Raw genomic sequence first — 15,135 nt, forward strand, 5'->3', positions numbered from 1 at the left:
CCCGCCGGAATCCACCGCAGCCCGCCGTGGCCAGTTCTTGAGCCACCGCAGCCCGCCGCGGCCCGTCTCAGTCCGCCGAAGCCGTCCATCCCAGCGCCTCGATGCCCGCGGCGTCACCGGACCGGCTCTCGTCGAAGACCGTCCGGTTGCCGTCCTCGACCCGGACGGCGTCCACGTACACCCCGCGCCCGACGTACAGCTGATCCGTGGCGTACCGCCACCGCAGCCGCACTTCCTTGCCGCGCCATGTGGCGAGGTCCGCGTCGAGACGGTGCCAGACCCGGCCGGACCAGCCGGAGACCGAGCCCGTCGGATGCGGTTCGGGCTCCGGGGGGTGCTGACCGGCCATCGGTACGGTGGTGAACGGCACCGCCTGCCAGGTCGCCCCGGCGTCCGCCGACGCCTCCAGGAAGAGGAAATCGGACCCGGGCTCGGTGTCCCACCAGAGGGCCGAGCTCAGCCGGGCCCGCGACGACGCGAGACGCAGCGCGGGCAGCGTGAGCGTGGCGCTGGTGGCGCTCGCCAGTCCGGAGAACCACGCCGTATGTCCCCGGGCGGGACGGACCGCGACGGCGCGCGCCATCTGGTTGGCGGTGGCGACACGCGGCGCGCTGCCGGAGCGCCAGCTGCGCACCGGGTGCACCGAGTTGCCGAGGACGATCAGGAACGAGTCGGTCGTGGGGTCCAGGACCAGACTGGTACCGGTGAAACCGGTGTGGCCCGCGGTACGAGGGGTTGCCATCGCCCCCATGTACCAGTGCTGGTAGAGCTCGAAGCCGAGTCCGTGCGCATCGCCGGGGAACGCGGTGTTGAAGTCCGTGAACAGCAGGTCCACCGATTCCGCGGAGAGGATCCTCGCGCGGCCGTAGACCCCGCCGTTGAGCAGCGTACGGGCGAGGATCGCGAGGTCCCAGGCGCAGGAGAAGACTCCGGCGTGGCCCGCCACGCCGTCCAGGCTGTACGCGTTCTCGTCGTGCACCTCGCCCCAGACCAGCCCGCGGTCGAGGCCGGACCAGGGGAGCCGGGCATCCTCGGTTGCGGCGATCTTCGGCTTCCAGGAGGCCGGCGGGTTGTACCGAGTGCGGTGCATACCGAGCGGAGCAGTGATCTGTTCACGGAGCAGGACATCCTCCGTGCGGCCGGTGATCTTCTCCAGGACCAGTTGCAGCGAGATCAGATTGAGGTCGGAGTAGAGGTACACCGTGCCGGGCGGATTGGCCGGGACCTCATTCCAGAGCAGCTCCAGCTTCCCCTCCCGCGTCGGCGCTGTGTACAGCGGAATCCAGGCACGGAAGCCCGACGTATGCGTGAGCAGCTGACGGATCGTGATGTCCTGCTTGCCGCCACCGGCGAAATCGGGCAGATACGAGGCAACTTTCGCCTCCAGCTCCAGCGTTCCGCGCTCGATCTGCTGCACGGCCAGGAGCGAGGTGAACAGCTTCGACACCGAAGCCAGGTCGAAGACCGTGTCCTCGGCCATCGCGATCTGCTGGTCGGGCGGGAACTCCACCCCCGTGTCGGTCTCCTCGTCGTACGCGGCGTAGCGCACGGCCTTGCCGATCGGGTGGTGCAGCGCCACCGTGCCACCCCGCCCGGCAAGCAGCACCGCACCGGCATACCAAGGGTGTTTGGGGGAGTTCGAGAGGAACTTCTCCGCATCGACAACCAATTGGTCCAACGGCCCCTGCAGCAACCCGGCACGGGCGGCGGATCCGCGCCGCAGCGTCGGCCGGGCCTGCCCGGATGCCGCGCTCGTCCCGATCCCTGCGTGCATACCCGACGACCCCGCCCCAGACTCCATGGCCGACGCCCGTTCCGCGAACGGAATCGGCGCCAGGGCGAGTGCTCCGCCCAGGGCCAGCATCCCACCGCCCAGCCTGCGTCGGCTGATCCCTCTGCCGGCCGCGTCCTCGGTCATCCGGAACCCCTTCCTGCTGCGCGAAAGTAACTTTCGAAATTTCGTCCGACGATGAAACTTCCTGCCGCCGCAGAGATTACTGTCACCACTGCTGTCGCGGAGGTCCCCGGCGTCACAAAGAATCTGACACTGCATCAGAAAATCTCTTCCCTCGGCTGTCCGGCTGCGGCATCCTGCGCCCCATGGAGACGGAGCTGAGCAAGAAACTGGGAGTCGAGCACGCCATCTTCGGCTTCACGCCGTTCCCCGCGGTGGCCGCGGCCATCACCCGGGCCGGCGGATTCGGCGTACTCGGCGCGGTCCGCTACACCGCCCCCGACGACCTCGCACGTGACCTGGACTGGATGCAGGAGCACACCGACGGCAAGCCGTACGGTCTCGACGTCGTCATGCCCGCGAAGAAGGTGGAGGGGGTGACCGAGGCCGACGTCGAGGCGATGATCCCGGCCGGACACCGCCAGTTCGTCCAGGACACCCTGGCCAAGCACGGCGTACCGGAACTCGCCGAGGGCGAGGCGTCCGGCTGGCGCATCACCGGATGGATGGAGGAAGTCGCCCGCAACCAGCTTGACGTCGCCTTCGAATACCCCATCAAACTTCTCGCCAACGCTCTCGGGTCGCCGCCCGCCGACGTCGTCCGACGCGCGCACGACCAGGACGTGCTCGTCGCCGCGCTCGCCGGAAGTGCCAAGCACGCCCGCCACCACGCGGACGCGGGCATCGACATCGTGGTCGCCCAGGGGTACGAGGCGGGCGGCCACACAGGTGAGATCGCCTCCATGGTCCTGGTCCCGGACGTGGTCGACGCCGTGGGACCGCTCCCCGTCCTCGCCGCGGGCGGAATCGGCAGCGGAGAGCAGATCGCCGCCGGACTCGCCCTCGGAGCCCAGGGCGTCTGGCTCGGCTCCCTCTGGCTGACGACGGAAGAGGCCGACCTCCACTCCCGCGCGCTGACCCGCAAACTCCTTGCCGCGGGCTCCGGCGACACCGTCCGCTCCCGCGCGCTCACCGGAAAACCCGCGCGCCAGCTCCGTACCGAATGGACCGACGCCTGGGACGACCCGTCGGGCCCCGGCACCCTGCCCATGCCGCTCCAGGGGCTGCTGGTCGCCGAAGCCGTCTCCCGTATCCAGAAGTACGAGACCGGCGCGCTGCTCGGCACCCCCGTCGGCCAGATCGTCGGCAGGATGAACAGCGAACGCAGCGTGCAGGCCGTATTCGACGATCTGACCCGCGGCTTCGAGCGCGCCGTGGACCGGATCAACCACATCGCCGGACGGAGCGCCTCATGAACCTGCCGCCCAACGGCTTCTGGGCCCAGGCCGCCGCCGATCCCGGCCGTACGGTCCTGATCGCACCCGACGGCGAGAGCTGGACGGCGGGCCGGCTGCACGCCGCAGCCAACCGCCTGGTCCACGGACTGCGCGCGGCCGGGCTCCGACGGGGCGATGCCTTCGCGGTCGTTCTGCCCAACGGTGTCGAGTTCTTCACCGCCTACCTCGCCGCCTCCCAGGCGGGTTTCTATCTCGTACCCGTCAACCACCACTTCGTCGGCCCCGAGATCGCCTGGATCGTCTCCGACTCCGGCGCCAAGGTGCTCATCGCGCACGAGCGGTTCGCCCAGGCGGCGACCGCGGCCGCGGACGAGGCGAAGCTCCCGGCCGGCCACCGCTATGCCGTGGGTACGGTCGACGGCTTCCGCCCGTACGCCGAACTGCTCGAAGGACAGTCCGACGCACCCCCCGAGGCCCGCACCCTCGGCTGGGTCATGAACTACACCTCGGGCACCACCGGCCGCCCCCGCGGCATCCGCCGCCCGCTCTCCGGCAAGCTTCCCGAGGAGAGCCACCTCGGCGGATTCCTCGGCATCTTCGGCATCAAACCCTTCGACGACAACGTCCATCTGGTCTGTTCGCCGCTGTACCACACAGCCGTCCTCCAGTTCGCCGGCGCGTCCCTGCACATCGGGCATCCGCTGGTCCTGATGGACAAGTGGACGCCCGAGGAAATGCTGCGCCTCATCGACACCCATCGCTGCACCCACACGCACATGGTCCCGACCCAGTTCCACCGCCTCCTCGCCCTCCCCGACGAGGTGAAGCGGCGGTACGACGTCACTGCCATGCGCCACGCCATCCACGGCGCAGCTCCCTGCCCGGACCACGTCAAACGCGCCATGATCGACTGGTGGGGGCGGTGCGTCGAGGAGTACTACGCGGCCAGCGAGGGCGGCGGCGCCTTCGCCACCGCCGAGGACTGGCTGAAGAAACCGGGCACGGTCGGCAGGGCCTGGCCGATCAGCGAACTCGCCGTCTTCGACGACGACGGCAACCGCCTGCCGCCCGGCGAGCTCGGCACCGTCTACATGAAGATGAACACCGGCGGCTTCAGCTACCACAAGGACGAGACCAAGACGAGGAAGAACCGCATCGGCGACTTCTTCACCGTCGGTGACCTCGGCATTCTCGACGAGGACGGCTACCTCTTCCTCCGCGACCGCAAGATCGACATGATCATCTCCGGTGGTGTGAACATCTACCCCGCCGAGATCGAGGGCGCCCTCCTCAGTCACCCCGCGGTCGCCGACGTGGCCGTCTTCGGCATTCCGCACCCCGACTGGGGCGAGGAGGTCAAGGCGGTCGTCGAACCGGCCGGGACACGCGAGGCGGGGGACGCGCTGGCCGCCGAGATCCTGCGCCACTGCGAACATCATCTGGCCGGGTACAAGCGCCCCAGGAGCATCGACTTCATCGAGGAGATGCCCCGCGATCCCAACGGCAAGCTGTACAAGAGGCGGCTGCGCGACCCGTACTGGGAAGGGCACCAGAGGGCACTGTGAAACCACGGTCCGAAGTCCGTCGAACGCTCACGGTCGGCCGAGGCAGCGGGCAGCCCTTGGACTTTGTCCGCGGGATCATGACGGCCCATGGAGACATTCGGCTGTCGAACGGTATGGGCGTCCGACGGGACCGAGATCACTCCGGGGGAGCCGTGGTCATTGCCGTCGTGTATCTCGTAGTCGCCGTGGGCGCAGCCGTGTTCTGCGGAGGGGTTATGGACCGGTAGCTCCAGGGTCCGCGGCTGCGGGCCGCCTGGGCGGACGGCCTCACCGCCGAGGCCCGGTGCAGGGGCCTGCGTACCGAGGAGGCCCAGGACTCAAAGGGCGCACCGGGTTGGCCACACCCACCCCCCTGGAGTTCCGTACGGCCGACGGGCGCACCGTCAGCTTCGAGGAGCGCCGGGCGCGCCTCACCGTGGCCGAGGACGAGTTCCTGACGGTGTATTACAACGCGCAGAACCCGGAGTCCGCGACCACTCGCGCCCCGTCGTTCGTCCCGCGCCACGCCAGGGCCCTGACCACCGCGGTGGGCAGCGCATTCGCCTTGGACACGGCGTCCGTCCCGGCCACGGTCCTGTGAGCCTTGTCCGGGGGAGAGCGCGGTGGAGCGAGCCCGCGGGGCGCCACCCGGGAGCTCACCTCCGGCGTCGAGCTCTGACGGATCGTCATCGACCAGGTCCACGGCGGGAACGGGAACGAAGCGGCGACGTCCCGACAGGGTCGAGGCGGTGCGCCCAACGGCTCAGAAGCGCCGTTTCCCAGCAGGTGTCCCTGCGCTAACGTCGATGGCCGAACACAGCTTCGCCTTGCACGGCGCCGGCAGCACTCGCTGCCGCACACCGATAGGGAGGTACCTGTGCGCGCACTTGTCTACCTGGGCCCCGGTTCCGTCGAGCTTCAAGACCGTCCGGCGCCATGCGTCGGCGCGGACGACGACGTGGTGGTGAAGATCGTCGGCACCGGGATCTGCGGAACCGACCGCAAGATTCTGCTCGGTCGCTTCCCGGCCAGGCCGGGTGTGGTGCTCGGCCATGAGTCGGTCGGTCTGGTCCAGGAGGTGGGTGCCGGGGTGCGGTCGCTCGCCGTGGGGGACCGAGTGGTGGTCAACCCGACGCTGTACTGCGGCTGGTGTGCGCCGTGCGTGCGCGGGGCGACGAACTTCTGCCGGAACAAGGCGGGGACGGAGGTCGGCGTGGACCGTGACGGGACATACGCCGACGGTGTGGTGCTGCCGGAGCGGTTCGTACGGCGCGTTCCCGACGGGATGCCCTTCCGCAGCGCGGTACTCATCGAACCGCTCGCCTGTGTCCTCAACAACGTCCAGGCGGCCGAGCTGACGGTCGACGACACCGTGGCAGTCCTGGGCGCGGGACCGATCGGCATGCTTGTCGCCCTGGTCGCCGCCCGGACCGCGCGGTGCGTCATCGTGGCCGAGACGGACGGTTACCGGCTTTCCGCAGCACGCGACTTGTTCGAGCATGTTGTGGACGTGTCCCGGACGGACGCGGCCGAGGCCCTTGTGAAGGCATCGGGAGGCGATCGGCCCGGCGTTGTGTTCGACACCACAGGGGGCGGTCTGGAAGATGCCCTGCGCCTGGTGGACGACGGCGGCCGGGTCGTCCTCATGGGCTTCGACGACAGCTACAGCGTGCCGCTGCGGCCGCTCCAGCTGACCAACCGCGGGATCCGGCTGATCGGAGCCGGTGACTTCCGGGGGGACACCTTCCCCGTGGCCGTCGACCTGGCGGGCGGTCTGGGACTTGAACGCCTGGTGACGCACGAGTTCCCACTGGAGGCGTACGAGGACGCGCTCGGCGCGCTGGGCGGGGTCGGTCGCGACAGGACGGGCAGTCGGTATGACGCCATGAAGGTTGTCATCCGCTCCGACGCGGGCCCGGCCGGCGCGGACGGCTGGCCGGTGGGCGCGTGAACGGGCCGCGGCTGGGTTCGATCGAGTCCGGCGGAACGAAGTTCGTCTGTCTGGTCGGATCGGCGCCCGACCGGATCGAGGACGAGATCCGCTTTCCCACAGGAGAACCGGAACCGACGCTGGCCAGAGCAGTCGCCTTCTTCGAGGAGGCCGCGGTGAAGGGGCCGTTGGATGCCGTGGGCATCGCGTCGTTCGGCCCCCTCGAACTGCGCCGCTCGCATCCCGGCTACGGGCGTCTTGCCGCGACGCCGAAGCCCGGATGGTCCGGAGTGGACGTCGCGGGAACGGTCGCGGCGGCGCTCGGCGTGCCGGTGGCCATCGACACCGATGTCAACGGTGCGGCGCTCGGCGAGGGCCGCTGGGGCGCCGCGCGGGGCCGGGACACCTATGTGTACCTGACGGTCGGCACCGGCATCGGCGGCGGCGCGGTGATCGGCGGACGCGTCATCAACGGCCTGGTCCACACGGAGATGGGGCATCTCAGCGTCCCCCGGATACCGGGGGACGACTTCCCGGGATCCTGCCCCTTCCACGCGGACTGCTGGGAAGGCATGGCGGGCGGCGAGGCCGTTGCCGCCCGCTGGGGGCGACCGGCCCAGGAGCTGAGTGGTGAAGTGCTTGGACGCGCCTTGCAAATGGAGGCGGTCTACCTCGCCTCCGGGCTGCGCGACATCATCTACACCACCGCGCCCGAACGCATCGTGATCGGGGGCGGGATGGCCGTACTGCCCGGCCTCTTCCCCCTGCTGCGGGCGGAACTTGCCCGGTCACTGGCCGGATATCCGGGCTTGCCGGAGCACGCCGCCGACGACTTCGTGGTCCCTGCCGCCCTCGGCCGGCTCGCCGGACCGGCGGGAGGCCTGGTGCTGGCCGAGCGGGCCGCCGAGGAGGCACGGGGCGAGGCCCGCGAGGGGACGGCGCGACCGTCCGCGGACGGCTCGGGCGCCGACGTACCGCCGCCGGCGGCAGAGCCCGCGTGAGCGGAGCCGCGAACGGGAAGGCTCGCCGTCATGATGATCGGTGACCCTGCCGGCCTCGACACCGCGACCCGCGCGTGGCTGATGGAACGAGCGCTCCCCGGCCTGAGTCTGTCGGAGGTGAGCCCGTTGCGCGGCGGGTTCACCAACGACATGCATCTGGTCACGACACGACAGGGAGAGCGGTACGTTCTCCGTCGCTACCGCTCCAGCGCCACCCGGATGCACCGCAACACCTGCGCCGTGGAGACGGCCGTGCTGGAGCGGGCGGCGCCCACCGTTCCGGTGGTCGACGTCGTCGCGTCCGATCCGTACGGGAAGGCTACGGGCAGGCCCACGCTGGTCTATCGGTTCTCCGACGGCATTCCGCTCGGCCAGGCGCTCGCCGGGGAGCCGACCACAGCCGAGGTGGCCGAGCTCGGCGGCGCGGTGGGCGGAGTCCTGGCCCGGATCGCAGCGGTACGGCTGCCCCGGCCGGGCCCCTTCCACGACGCCACCCTCGTGCCGGCCGAGGCGGGTGACAAGGTCGCCGACCTGCCCGGTTTCGTCGAGCGATGCCTGGCCACCACCGGCAACACCCTGACGCCCGGCGAGGCCGACGCGTTGCGGGGACTCGCCGCGCGGACCGGGCACCGGGTCGCCGACGTGAGCGGCCACAGCCGACTGGTCCACTGCGATTTCAACCCCAAGAACGTGCTGGTCTCACGGGAGAGCGGCCGGTGGGACGTGGCGGCCGTGCTGGACTGGGAACAGGCGTTCAGTGGCTCGCCCCTCTACGACATCGGCAATATGCTGCGCTTCGCACATCTGTATCCGCCCTCTTTTGCGGACGGGTTCGTGTCCGGCTACAGGGACGCGGGTGGGCTTCTGCCGAGTGACTGGCGCGAACTCAGCCGGACCTTGGACCTGTTCACCCTGGCGGACATCCTCACCGCGCCGCCCGACGCCGACTGCTTCGCCGGGGCACGGACGGTGTTGCTCCGCCACCTGTCGGACGAACCGGGGCCGGCGACGGACCGTATCGGCTGAGCTCCACGGGCCTTCGCGGAGCCGTAGTCCGCCCGTGGACGCGGACGCAAGCCCCATGCGTGGGAATGCCGGCCCGGACCGGCCGAGTTCTGCGGTTCTTGGCCGTTCCGCCCCGGCCACAGCACCGGAGCTCGCGCACCGCCGCCTGGCGCGGCGGGGGCACCGGAAGCAGACGCACGAGGCTCCGCCGTCCGCTGCCCCGGATCCCACGATCCGGGGCAGGAGTCACGGAGACCTCGAAGGCGTCGAGCCCAGCCGTCATTCTCCGCCCGATTCCCTTCACGTACGGCTCATTGCGCGTGCCCGTCCGTCTCTTCCGTCCCACCCCTCATAGCCCTCTGCCACACCGTCACTTTCCGTACGGTGAAAAAGCCTTACTCCGATGCCTTCGGTAATTTCGCGGTCAGGAATGTGAAGATCAAAAGGCGGACTTCCGATGTTCTTGGCCAATAAGCACTCCTTAACAGGCTGATACTTTCTGGTCAGTGCAAAGTCGGGCCGTTATGCTTCCGTGAGTCGAAAGATCCTTGAACAAGGGAGAATTTCGCAGTGGAGAACACGAGGCCGGAAAACGTCTTGCATCCCACTTCCGGGGAAGGGATTTCGGAAGCCGGTGACGGGAAGTTGACGCTGACGCCAACGGTCAGGTGCAACGGAACCCCGCCCACTCCGGAGCAGAAGGAGGGGCCCTTCTACAAGCCCGCCACCCCGCACAAGCCCGACTTCAGGGGCGATGTGGAGGGCGGCACGCCTCTGCTGCTCCACGGCAGCATCGTCACCCCCGAAGGCAAGCCCGTCGGCGGCGCGCTCCTCGACTTCTGGCAGGTCGGGGACGAGGGAGTCTACGACGAGGAGGGGTTCCGGCTCCGGGGTCACCTGTTCGCCGACAGCGACGGGAACTGGCGGCTGGAGACGGTGCTGCCCGCCGTGTACCCGGGCCGCACGCGCCACGTGCACGTCAAGGTGCAGCCCCCGGGCGGTGAGGTGCTGACCACGATGCTGTACTTCCCGGACGAACGGCGCAATCACCTGGACAAGTATTTCCGGCCGGAGTGTCTGATGGATGTCCGCCGGACCGCGGACGGCTGGGATGCCGCTTTCACCTTCGTGCTGGACATCTGAAATTCCAGCACCGGGATTCCCGCCACGCGGGAAACCATGATTCGCGGGGGTCGTTTTGTGCGGTGGAACGGCCCCCGCCAAAGGGCCCTTGCCGGGCACGTCGAAATTCCACGTCGTGAGCAGCAGGAGACACATGGTCGACTTGACGCACGCCCAAAATTTGATCTACTACCCGGTCAGCGACTACCTGATGGATCACGGCGAAGGGATCTATCTGTACGACTCGGACGGGAATCAATACATCGACTGTGCGTCCGGCACCTTCAATCTCAGCCTCGGCTACAGCCACCCCGAAGTGGTCAAGGCGATGCGCGACCAGGTCGAACGGCTGGTGCACGCGACGTCGACCTTTCAGACCAAGCCGGTCAACGACCTGGTGCGACGCCTGGTCGAGGTCACCCCCGAGAACCTCACCAAGGTGCACCTCAAAGTCTCGGGCGGGTCCACCGCCAACGAGGGCGCGGTCAAGATGGCCCAGATCAGCACCGGGCGGCGCGATGTCATCACCCTCTTCCGCAGTCATCACGGCCAGACCATGATGACGACCACCATGTCGGGTGAGTCCTTTCGCAAGGCACCCTTCCCGCACCTGATGCCCGGCGTGATCCAGGTCCCCGACCCTTACTGCCTGCGCTGCTTCTACCGGCAGACCCCCGACAGCTGTGGACTGCTCTGTGTCGAGCGGGTCAACGACTTCCTCGACTACGCCAGTTCCGGCAGCGTCGCCTGTGTCGTCGTGGAACCGATCTCGGGCAGCGGTGGGAACATCGTGCCGCCCGACGGGTATCTCGCCGCACTGCGCACCCTCTGCGACGAGCGGGGCATCGCGCTGATCTTCGACGAGATACAGACGGGCATCGGCCGGGTCGGCCGGATGTTCGCCGCCGAGCACTACGGCGTGCGACCCGACATCCTGACCACCGGCAAGGGGCTCGGCGGCTCCGGCGCACAGGTCGCCGCCATCATCGCCGACGAACGGATGTCCGGGCTCGGCAGCGACCACCACTCGTTCACCTACGGCGGCAACATCCTGGCGGCGGCAGCCGCAGCGACGACCCTCGACGTCATCGGCCGCCCCGGCTTCCTGGCGAACGTACGAGAGGTGGGTGCCCACATCATGGACCGGTTGCGGGGGCTCGCCGCGGTTCACCCGTCCATCGTGGACGTGCGCGGCCTCGGTCTGATGATCGGCATCGAAATCGGTGACGAGGACGGCCGCCCCCACAGCGACCGCGCACAGGCACTGGCGCGGCGCGGGATGGAACACGGCCTGATCCTGCGGACCTCACGCTACGGCCGAGGCAACGTCATCAAGATCCGGCCGCCGCTCATCATCACCCGAGCCGAAGCCGACCTGCTCTGCGACCGGCTCGACGCACTCTTCACCACGGAGACAGCATGAAGGACTACGTCGTACAGCTCGCCTCATCGGTGCGCGACGAGGTACTGGCCGCGCAGAACCAGCTCGACAGCCGGCTCGTACGAGGCCATTCACCCGGTGGCGACGCACAGTTCGGACTCGACGACGTGGCGGAGGCCGCCGTCTGGAAGCACGTCGTCGACGGCGGCGTACCGGTCGCCGTCTACTCCGAGGACCGGGGACTGCAATTCCACGGCGCCGCACCCGAGTACCTGCTCGTCGTCGACCCCATCGACGGCACCAGGCCCGCCGTCGCCGGACTCGAATCGGCCACCGTTTCCGTGGCCGTGGCCCGGATGTCCGACCACCCCCGCATCGCGGATGTGGAACACGCACTGCTCATGGAGATGAGGACAGGGGCCTACCTCTACGGGGAGCGCGGCGCGGATGCGGTGACCGCCCACGGCTACGACCGCCCCGTACCGTCCCTGACCACGACCACCGACCTCTCCCGGATGTTCTGGTCCCTCGAATTCAACGGCCATCCCGCGCGGCTGATGACCGACGCCTACGGCCACCTCATCGACCGCTCAGCGAACACCGGCGGCGTGTTCGTCTTCAACAGCGCCACGTACTCCATCTCCCGGCTGCTCACCGGTCAGCTCGACGCCTACGTCGACATCGGCAACCGGCTGCTGCGCGACGACCCCGGGCTCCTTCCCGAATTCGAGCGGGCCGGCAACGGACGTGTGCTCCACCTGTTCCCCTACGACATCGCGGCGGCGGTCTTCCTCGCCGAGAAGGCCGGCGCCGTCATCACCGACGGCTACGGCAAGCCGCTCGGGAACACCGCGCTGACCGACCTGAGTGTCGACAACCAGCGCTCCTGTGTGGCCGCCTCCAACCCCGAACTCCACAAGGCACTGCTGGAGGGGATCCGGTGGAGGGCCTGACCCGGCAGGAACACGACGTGCGCCCACCCGCTCCCGACGACACCGCAGAGTTCCGTTCGCTTCTGGAACGGCTCTCCGACAAAGCGACGGCGGACTACTACAACCCGTACACGACCTTCGACTGGCCCAAGGCGATTCCCACCGACGACTTCTGGATGTCCCCGGAACTGCTTACGGTCCACGGCACCGAAACGATGGAGACCCTGACTCCCGAGCAGCTGCACGCCCTGAGCCGCTGGGAGAGCGTCCACTTCTACAGCCTGAACGTGCACGGCATCAGGGAGCTGCTGATCGAGGTCATGCGGCGGATCCACACGCCCGGCTTCGAGACCCCCTCGGAGTTCTTCCACCACTTCATTGGCGAGGAGAACGACCACATGTGGTTCTTCGCCACGTTCTGCCTCAAGTACGCCGACAAGATCTACCCCGACAAGAAGCTGAAACTGCCCGAGACTCCACGGGACGCGGCGATCGAGAACTTCCTGGTGTTCGTCCGCATTCTGGTCTTCGAGCAGATGGTCGACCACTACAACGTGCGACTCGCGGCCGACGAACGGCTGCACACGACCATCCGCCACATCAACCGCCTCCACCACCAGGACGAATCCCGCCACATCGCCTTCGGGCGACGCCTGGTGCAGCTGCTGTGGGACCGGCTCGTGGCGGCCGGCATCGATGAACGGACCCGACGCGAGACCAGCGGCTACGTCGGCCGCTACATCACCACGAGCATGGAGTCGTTCTACAACCCCGCCGTCTACCGCGACGCGGGAATCCCGGACGGTTACGCGCTCCGACAGCGACTGCTCGCCCACCCCGCCCGGCAGGCCGCCCACGCCCGGGTGCTGCGCAAGACCACGGACTTCCTCACTCGGATCGGAGTACTCGATGCCGGGTACTGACTCCGCAGCCCGCACCGGCCCCTGGACCGTGCGCGACGGACTCGCCTCCTTCGGGGAGCCCGCGACCGTACTGCTGCACGCCCTGGACGATGTGTTCACGGACTGGGGGACCCGGGCGGGAGCCACGCGGATGACGTTCCCGCCCCTGCTCAACGCCGACGACCTCCGCACCCTCGACTACTTCCGCAACTTCCCGCACCTGGGCAGCCCCGTGTCCCGCATCCGGCCCGACCGCCTCGACGCCCACAGCCGCGGAGTCACCGACGGTCCCGTGCCCGCGCGGGACCTCGCGGACGCCGGCCACCTGTTGCCCTCCGCCGCCTGCTACGGCTGCTTTCTGCACTTCTCCGGAACCACGACGGAAACCCCCCTGCGGGTGAGTACGGTCGCCCGGTGCTTCCGTCACGAAGACCACTACGACGGACTGCGCAGGCTCTGGGGCTTCACCATGCGGGAGATCATCTGCATCGGCTCCGCCGGGCAGGTCCGCGACCACCTCGAAACCCACCATGTGCGGCTCGCCGCCTTCGCCGCCGGCCTCGGCCTCTCCCTCTCCCGGCAGCCGGCGACCGATCCCTTCTTCGAGAAGGAGGGCGCACGCACCGTCATGCAGCTGCTCGCGCCGGTCAAGGACGAATACGTGCACACCGACGGCACCGCCGTGGCCTCGATGAACAACCACCGGAACTTCTTCGGGGAACGCTGCTCCATCGCTTACGCACAGAAGCCCGCGTTCACTGGCTGTGTCGCACTCGGGCTGGAACGCTGGGTGCATGTACTGAACGAACGCTTCGAGGGCGACCTCCGCGCCGCGGCCGCGGCCGTACGCAAGGCCGGCGAGGGGGAATGAACCGGCTTCGGTCCGCCCTCGGCCTCGACCTCCCGCTGCTTCAGGCGGGCATGGGAGGCATCGCGGGGCCCGAATTGTGCGCCGCGGTCTCCCGGGCCGGGGCCGGAGGAGCCCTGGCGCTCTACAAGGAACCTCCGGAACGGGTACGGGAACTGGTGCGCGCCGTCGCCGCCTCGACCTCCCGCCCCTTCGGGGTGAACGTCATCCCCGAGGTGACCGGCCCTGCCTTTTGCCGGGCCCAGCTCCGCGCTGCCCTGGACCAGCTGCCCGGACACGCCTTCGTCACCAGCTTCGGACTGCCGGACGCCGACGCGGCACACGACGTCGTACGGTCGGGCCGCGTGCTGGTGATCCAGGTCGGCACGCTCCACGACGCGGACGCGGCCCTCCGGCTGGGGGCGGGTGTCCTTGTCCTCCAGGGCACCGAGGCAGGCGGGCACCTTCTCGGTGAACTGCCCACGGCACGCTTGCTGCATGAGGCACGCGCCCGGTACCCCGAAGCCGTGCTGGCGGTGGCGGGCGGCGTCGCGAACGGTACCGATCTGGTGCGGGTCCTTGCACAGGGCGCGGACGGGGCCATGGCCGGAACTCTCTTCATCCCCACGGTGGAGTCCGCCGCCCATCCGTACTACAAACAGCGTGTGGTCAACGCGTCGGCGGACGACACCGTCGTCACCACGCGATTCGACATCGGCTGGCCCGCCCGGCCGCACCGCGTACTGCGGAACTCCCTGACGGGGAAGGCGCCCCGACACCCTGCGACTTTCATCGCGACGACCGGGGCGGGGGGCAGCCGGTGGCCCGTCCCCCGCTACAGCGCGGCCGTCCCGGTGGCCGCAACGGTGGGCCGTGTCGAGGAGATGGCCATGTACTGCGGCCGGTCCTGTTCCAGGGTCGCCGGGCAGCACCCGGCCGCCGTCCTCGTCGAACAGTTCCGCCGCGCCCATGAGGCGGCCGGCCAGGCCCGCGACACATCCACGGAAGGTGGGCCATGGAAGACGCGCTCAAACCGGTGACCGACTGGCTGAGGGCCAGGAACCCGGAGGCCGGGGAGATTCCGGCCGATCTCGACCTGGTCGAGAACCGGCTCGTCGACTCCCTCGGTTTCATGGAGTTCATCCTGCTGCTGGAGGACCTCGTCGGCCGCGAGCTCCCCTTGGAAGAACTGGACGTGGACTGCTTCCGCTCGCTTCAGGCGATTCACGACAACTTCCTGTCGCCGTCGGCTCCGAGCGTGCCGAAGCACACCTCGTAG

Annotated in this window: 14 protein-coding genes; 13 read left to right on the top strand and 1 reads right to left on the bottom strand. The window is 69.0% G+C overall.

The annotated features are described in order from the left end of the window. Nucleotides 1-67: 67 nt before the first annotated feature. On the bottom strand, nucleotides 68-1,918 hold the full coding sequence (locus tag ACGFU7_RS17905; RefSeq protein ID WP_393696848.1) for a serine hydrolase: 1,851 nt from the start codon (nucleotides 1,916-1,918) through the stop codon (nucleotides 68-70). Nucleotides 1,919-2,100: 182 nt separating this feature from the next. Between ACGFU7_RS17905 and ACGFU7_RS17910 the strand changes: the two genes are divergently transcribed. The 13 genes from ACGFU7_RS17910 (at nucleotide 2,101) to ACGFU7_RS17970 (ending at nucleotide 15,135) form a co-directional block, all read left to right on the top strand. After that, nucleotides 2,101-3,210: an NAD(P)H-dependent flavin oxidoreductase gene (locus ACGFU7_RS17910; protein WP_393696850.1), complete on the top strand. Its 1,110-nt coding sequence runs from the start codon at nucleotides 2,101-2,103 to the stop codon at nucleotides 3,208-3,210. After that, nucleotides 3,207-4,757, top strand: coding sequence for an acyl-CoA synthetase (locus tag ACGFU7_RS17915; RefSeq protein ID WP_393696852.1), 1,551 nt, complete (start codon nucleotides 3,207-3,209; stop codon nucleotides 4,755-4,757). Before ACGFU7_RS17910 ends, ACGFU7_RS17915 begins: the two co-directional genes overlap by 4 nt. 334 nt (nucleotides 4,758-5,091) lie before the next feature. Further along, nucleotides 5,092-5,337, top strand: a complete 246-nt coding sequence (locus tag ACGFU7_RS17920; RefSeq protein WP_393696854.1) for a hypothetical protein — start codon at nucleotides 5,092-5,094, stop codon at nucleotides 5,335-5,337. Between the two features lie 276 nt (nucleotides 5,338-5,613). Further along, the gene (locus tag ACGFU7_RS17925; RefSeq protein ID WP_393696856.1) at nucleotides 5,614-6,687 is read left to right on the top strand and encodes a zinc-binding dehydrogenase; all 1,074 of its coding nucleotides are present in this window, start codon (nucleotides 5,614-5,616) and stop codon (nucleotides 6,685-6,687) included. Then, nucleotides 6,684-7,667 (top strand): ROK family protein, encoded by a 984-nt coding sequence (locus ACGFU7_RS17930; protein ID WP_393696858.1) that lies wholly within the window; start codon nucleotides 6,684-6,686, stop codon nucleotides 7,665-7,667. Before ACGFU7_RS17925 ends, ACGFU7_RS17930 begins: the two co-directional genes overlap by 4 nt. 30 nt (nucleotides 7,668-7,697) lie before the next feature. Next, a complete protein-coding gene (locus ACGFU7_RS17935; RefSeq protein WP_393696859.1) occupies nucleotides 7,698-8,693 on the top strand; it encodes a phosphotransferase family protein in 996 nt (331 codons plus the stop codon). Nucleotides 8,694-9,317: 624 nt separating this feature from the next. Beyond that, entirely contained in the window at nucleotides 9,318-9,815 is a 498-nt protein-coding gene (locus tag ACGFU7_RS17940; protein WP_393696861.1) for a hypothetical protein, read from the top strand. A gap of 133 nt (nucleotides 9,816-9,948) precedes the next feature. Further along, on the top strand, nucleotides 9,949-11,217 hold the full coding sequence (locus ACGFU7_RS17945) for an aspartate aminotransferase family protein (protein WP_393696863.1): 1,269 nt from the start codon (nucleotides 9,949-9,951) through the stop codon (nucleotides 11,215-11,217). After that, the gene (locus ACGFU7_RS17950) at nucleotides 11,214-12,128 is read left to right on the top strand and encodes an inositol monophosphatase family protein (protein ID WP_393696865.1); all 915 of its coding nucleotides are present in this window, start codon (nucleotides 11,214-11,216) and stop codon (nucleotides 12,126-12,128) included. The genes ACGFU7_RS17945 and ACGFU7_RS17950 overlap by 4 nt, the downstream gene beginning before the upstream one ends. Before the next feature lie 17 nt (nucleotides 12,129-12,145). Next, nucleotides 12,146-13,030 carry a diiron oxygenase gene (locus ACGFU7_RS17955; RefSeq protein ID WP_393696867.1) on the top strand — a complete coding sequence of 295 codons (885 nt, stop codon included), beginning with the start codon at nucleotides 12,146-12,148 and terminating at the stop codon, nucleotides 13,028-13,030. Continuing rightward, the gene (locus ACGFU7_RS17960; RefSeq protein WP_393696869.1) at nucleotides 13,017-13,880 is read left to right on the top strand and encodes an aminoacyl--tRNA ligase-related protein; all 864 of its coding nucleotides are present in this window, start codon (nucleotides 13,017-13,019) and stop codon (nucleotides 13,878-13,880) included. The genes ACGFU7_RS17955 and ACGFU7_RS17960 overlap by 14 nt, the downstream gene beginning before the upstream one ends. Then, nucleotides 13,877-14,896 carry an NAD(P)H-dependent flavin oxidoreductase gene (locus tag ACGFU7_RS17965; protein ID WP_393696871.1) on the top strand — a complete coding sequence of 340 codons (1,020 nt, stop codon included), beginning with the start codon at nucleotides 13,877-13,879 and terminating at the stop codon, nucleotides 14,894-14,896. Before ACGFU7_RS17960 ends, ACGFU7_RS17965 begins: the two co-directional genes overlap by 4 nt. Further along, a complete protein-coding gene (locus ACGFU7_RS17970) occupies nucleotides 14,872-15,135 on the top strand; it encodes an acyl carrier protein (protein ID WP_393696873.1) in 264 nt (87 codons plus the stop codon). Before ACGFU7_RS17965 ends, ACGFU7_RS17970 begins: the two co-directional genes overlap by 25 nt.

Source organism: Streptomyces sp. NPDC048473, from assembly GCF_043200155.1.
Classification (GTDB): Bacteria; Actinomycetota; Actinomycetes; order Streptomycetales; family Streptomycetaceae; genus Streptomyces.

Excerpts from the sequence above, each read along its gene's own strand:
- ACGFU7_RS17970 (WP_393696873.1), top strand. The coding sequence starts at position 14,872 with ATGGAAGACGCGCTCAAACCGGTGACCGACTGGCTGAGGGCCAGGAAC.
- ACGFU7_RS17950 (WP_393696865.1), top strand. The coding sequence starts at position 11,214 with ATGAAGGACTACGTCGTACAGCTCGCCTCATCGGTGCGCGACGAGGTA.
- ACGFU7_RS17905 (WP_393696848.1), bottom strand. The coding sequence starts at position 1,918 with ATGACCGAGGACGCGGCCGGCAGAGGGATCAGCCGACGCAGGCTGGGC.
- ACGFU7_RS17945 (WP_393696863.1), top strand. The coding sequence starts at position 9,949 with ATGGTCGACTTGACGCACGCCCAAAATTTGATCTACTACCCGGTCAGC.
- ACGFU7_RS17965 (WP_393696871.1), top strand. The coding sequence starts at position 13,877 with ATGAACCGGCTTCGGTCCGCCCTCGGCCTCGACCTCCCGCTGCTTCAG.
- ACGFU7_RS17915 (WP_393696852.1), top strand. The coding sequence starts at position 3,207 with ATGAACCTGCCGCCCAACGGCTTCTGGGCCCAGGCCGCCGCCGATCCC.
- ACGFU7_RS17960 (WP_393696869.1), top strand. The coding sequence starts at position 13,017 with ATGCCGGGTACTGACTCCGCAGCCCGCACCGGCCCCTGGACCGTGCGC.
- ACGFU7_RS17910 (WP_393696850.1), top strand. The coding sequence starts at position 2,101 with ATGGAGACGGAGCTGAGCAAGAAACTGGGAGTCGAGCACGCCATCTTC.
- ACGFU7_RS17935 (WP_393696859.1), top strand. The coding sequence starts at position 7,698 with ATGATGATCGGTGACCCTGCCGGCCTCGACACCGCGACCCGCGCGTGG.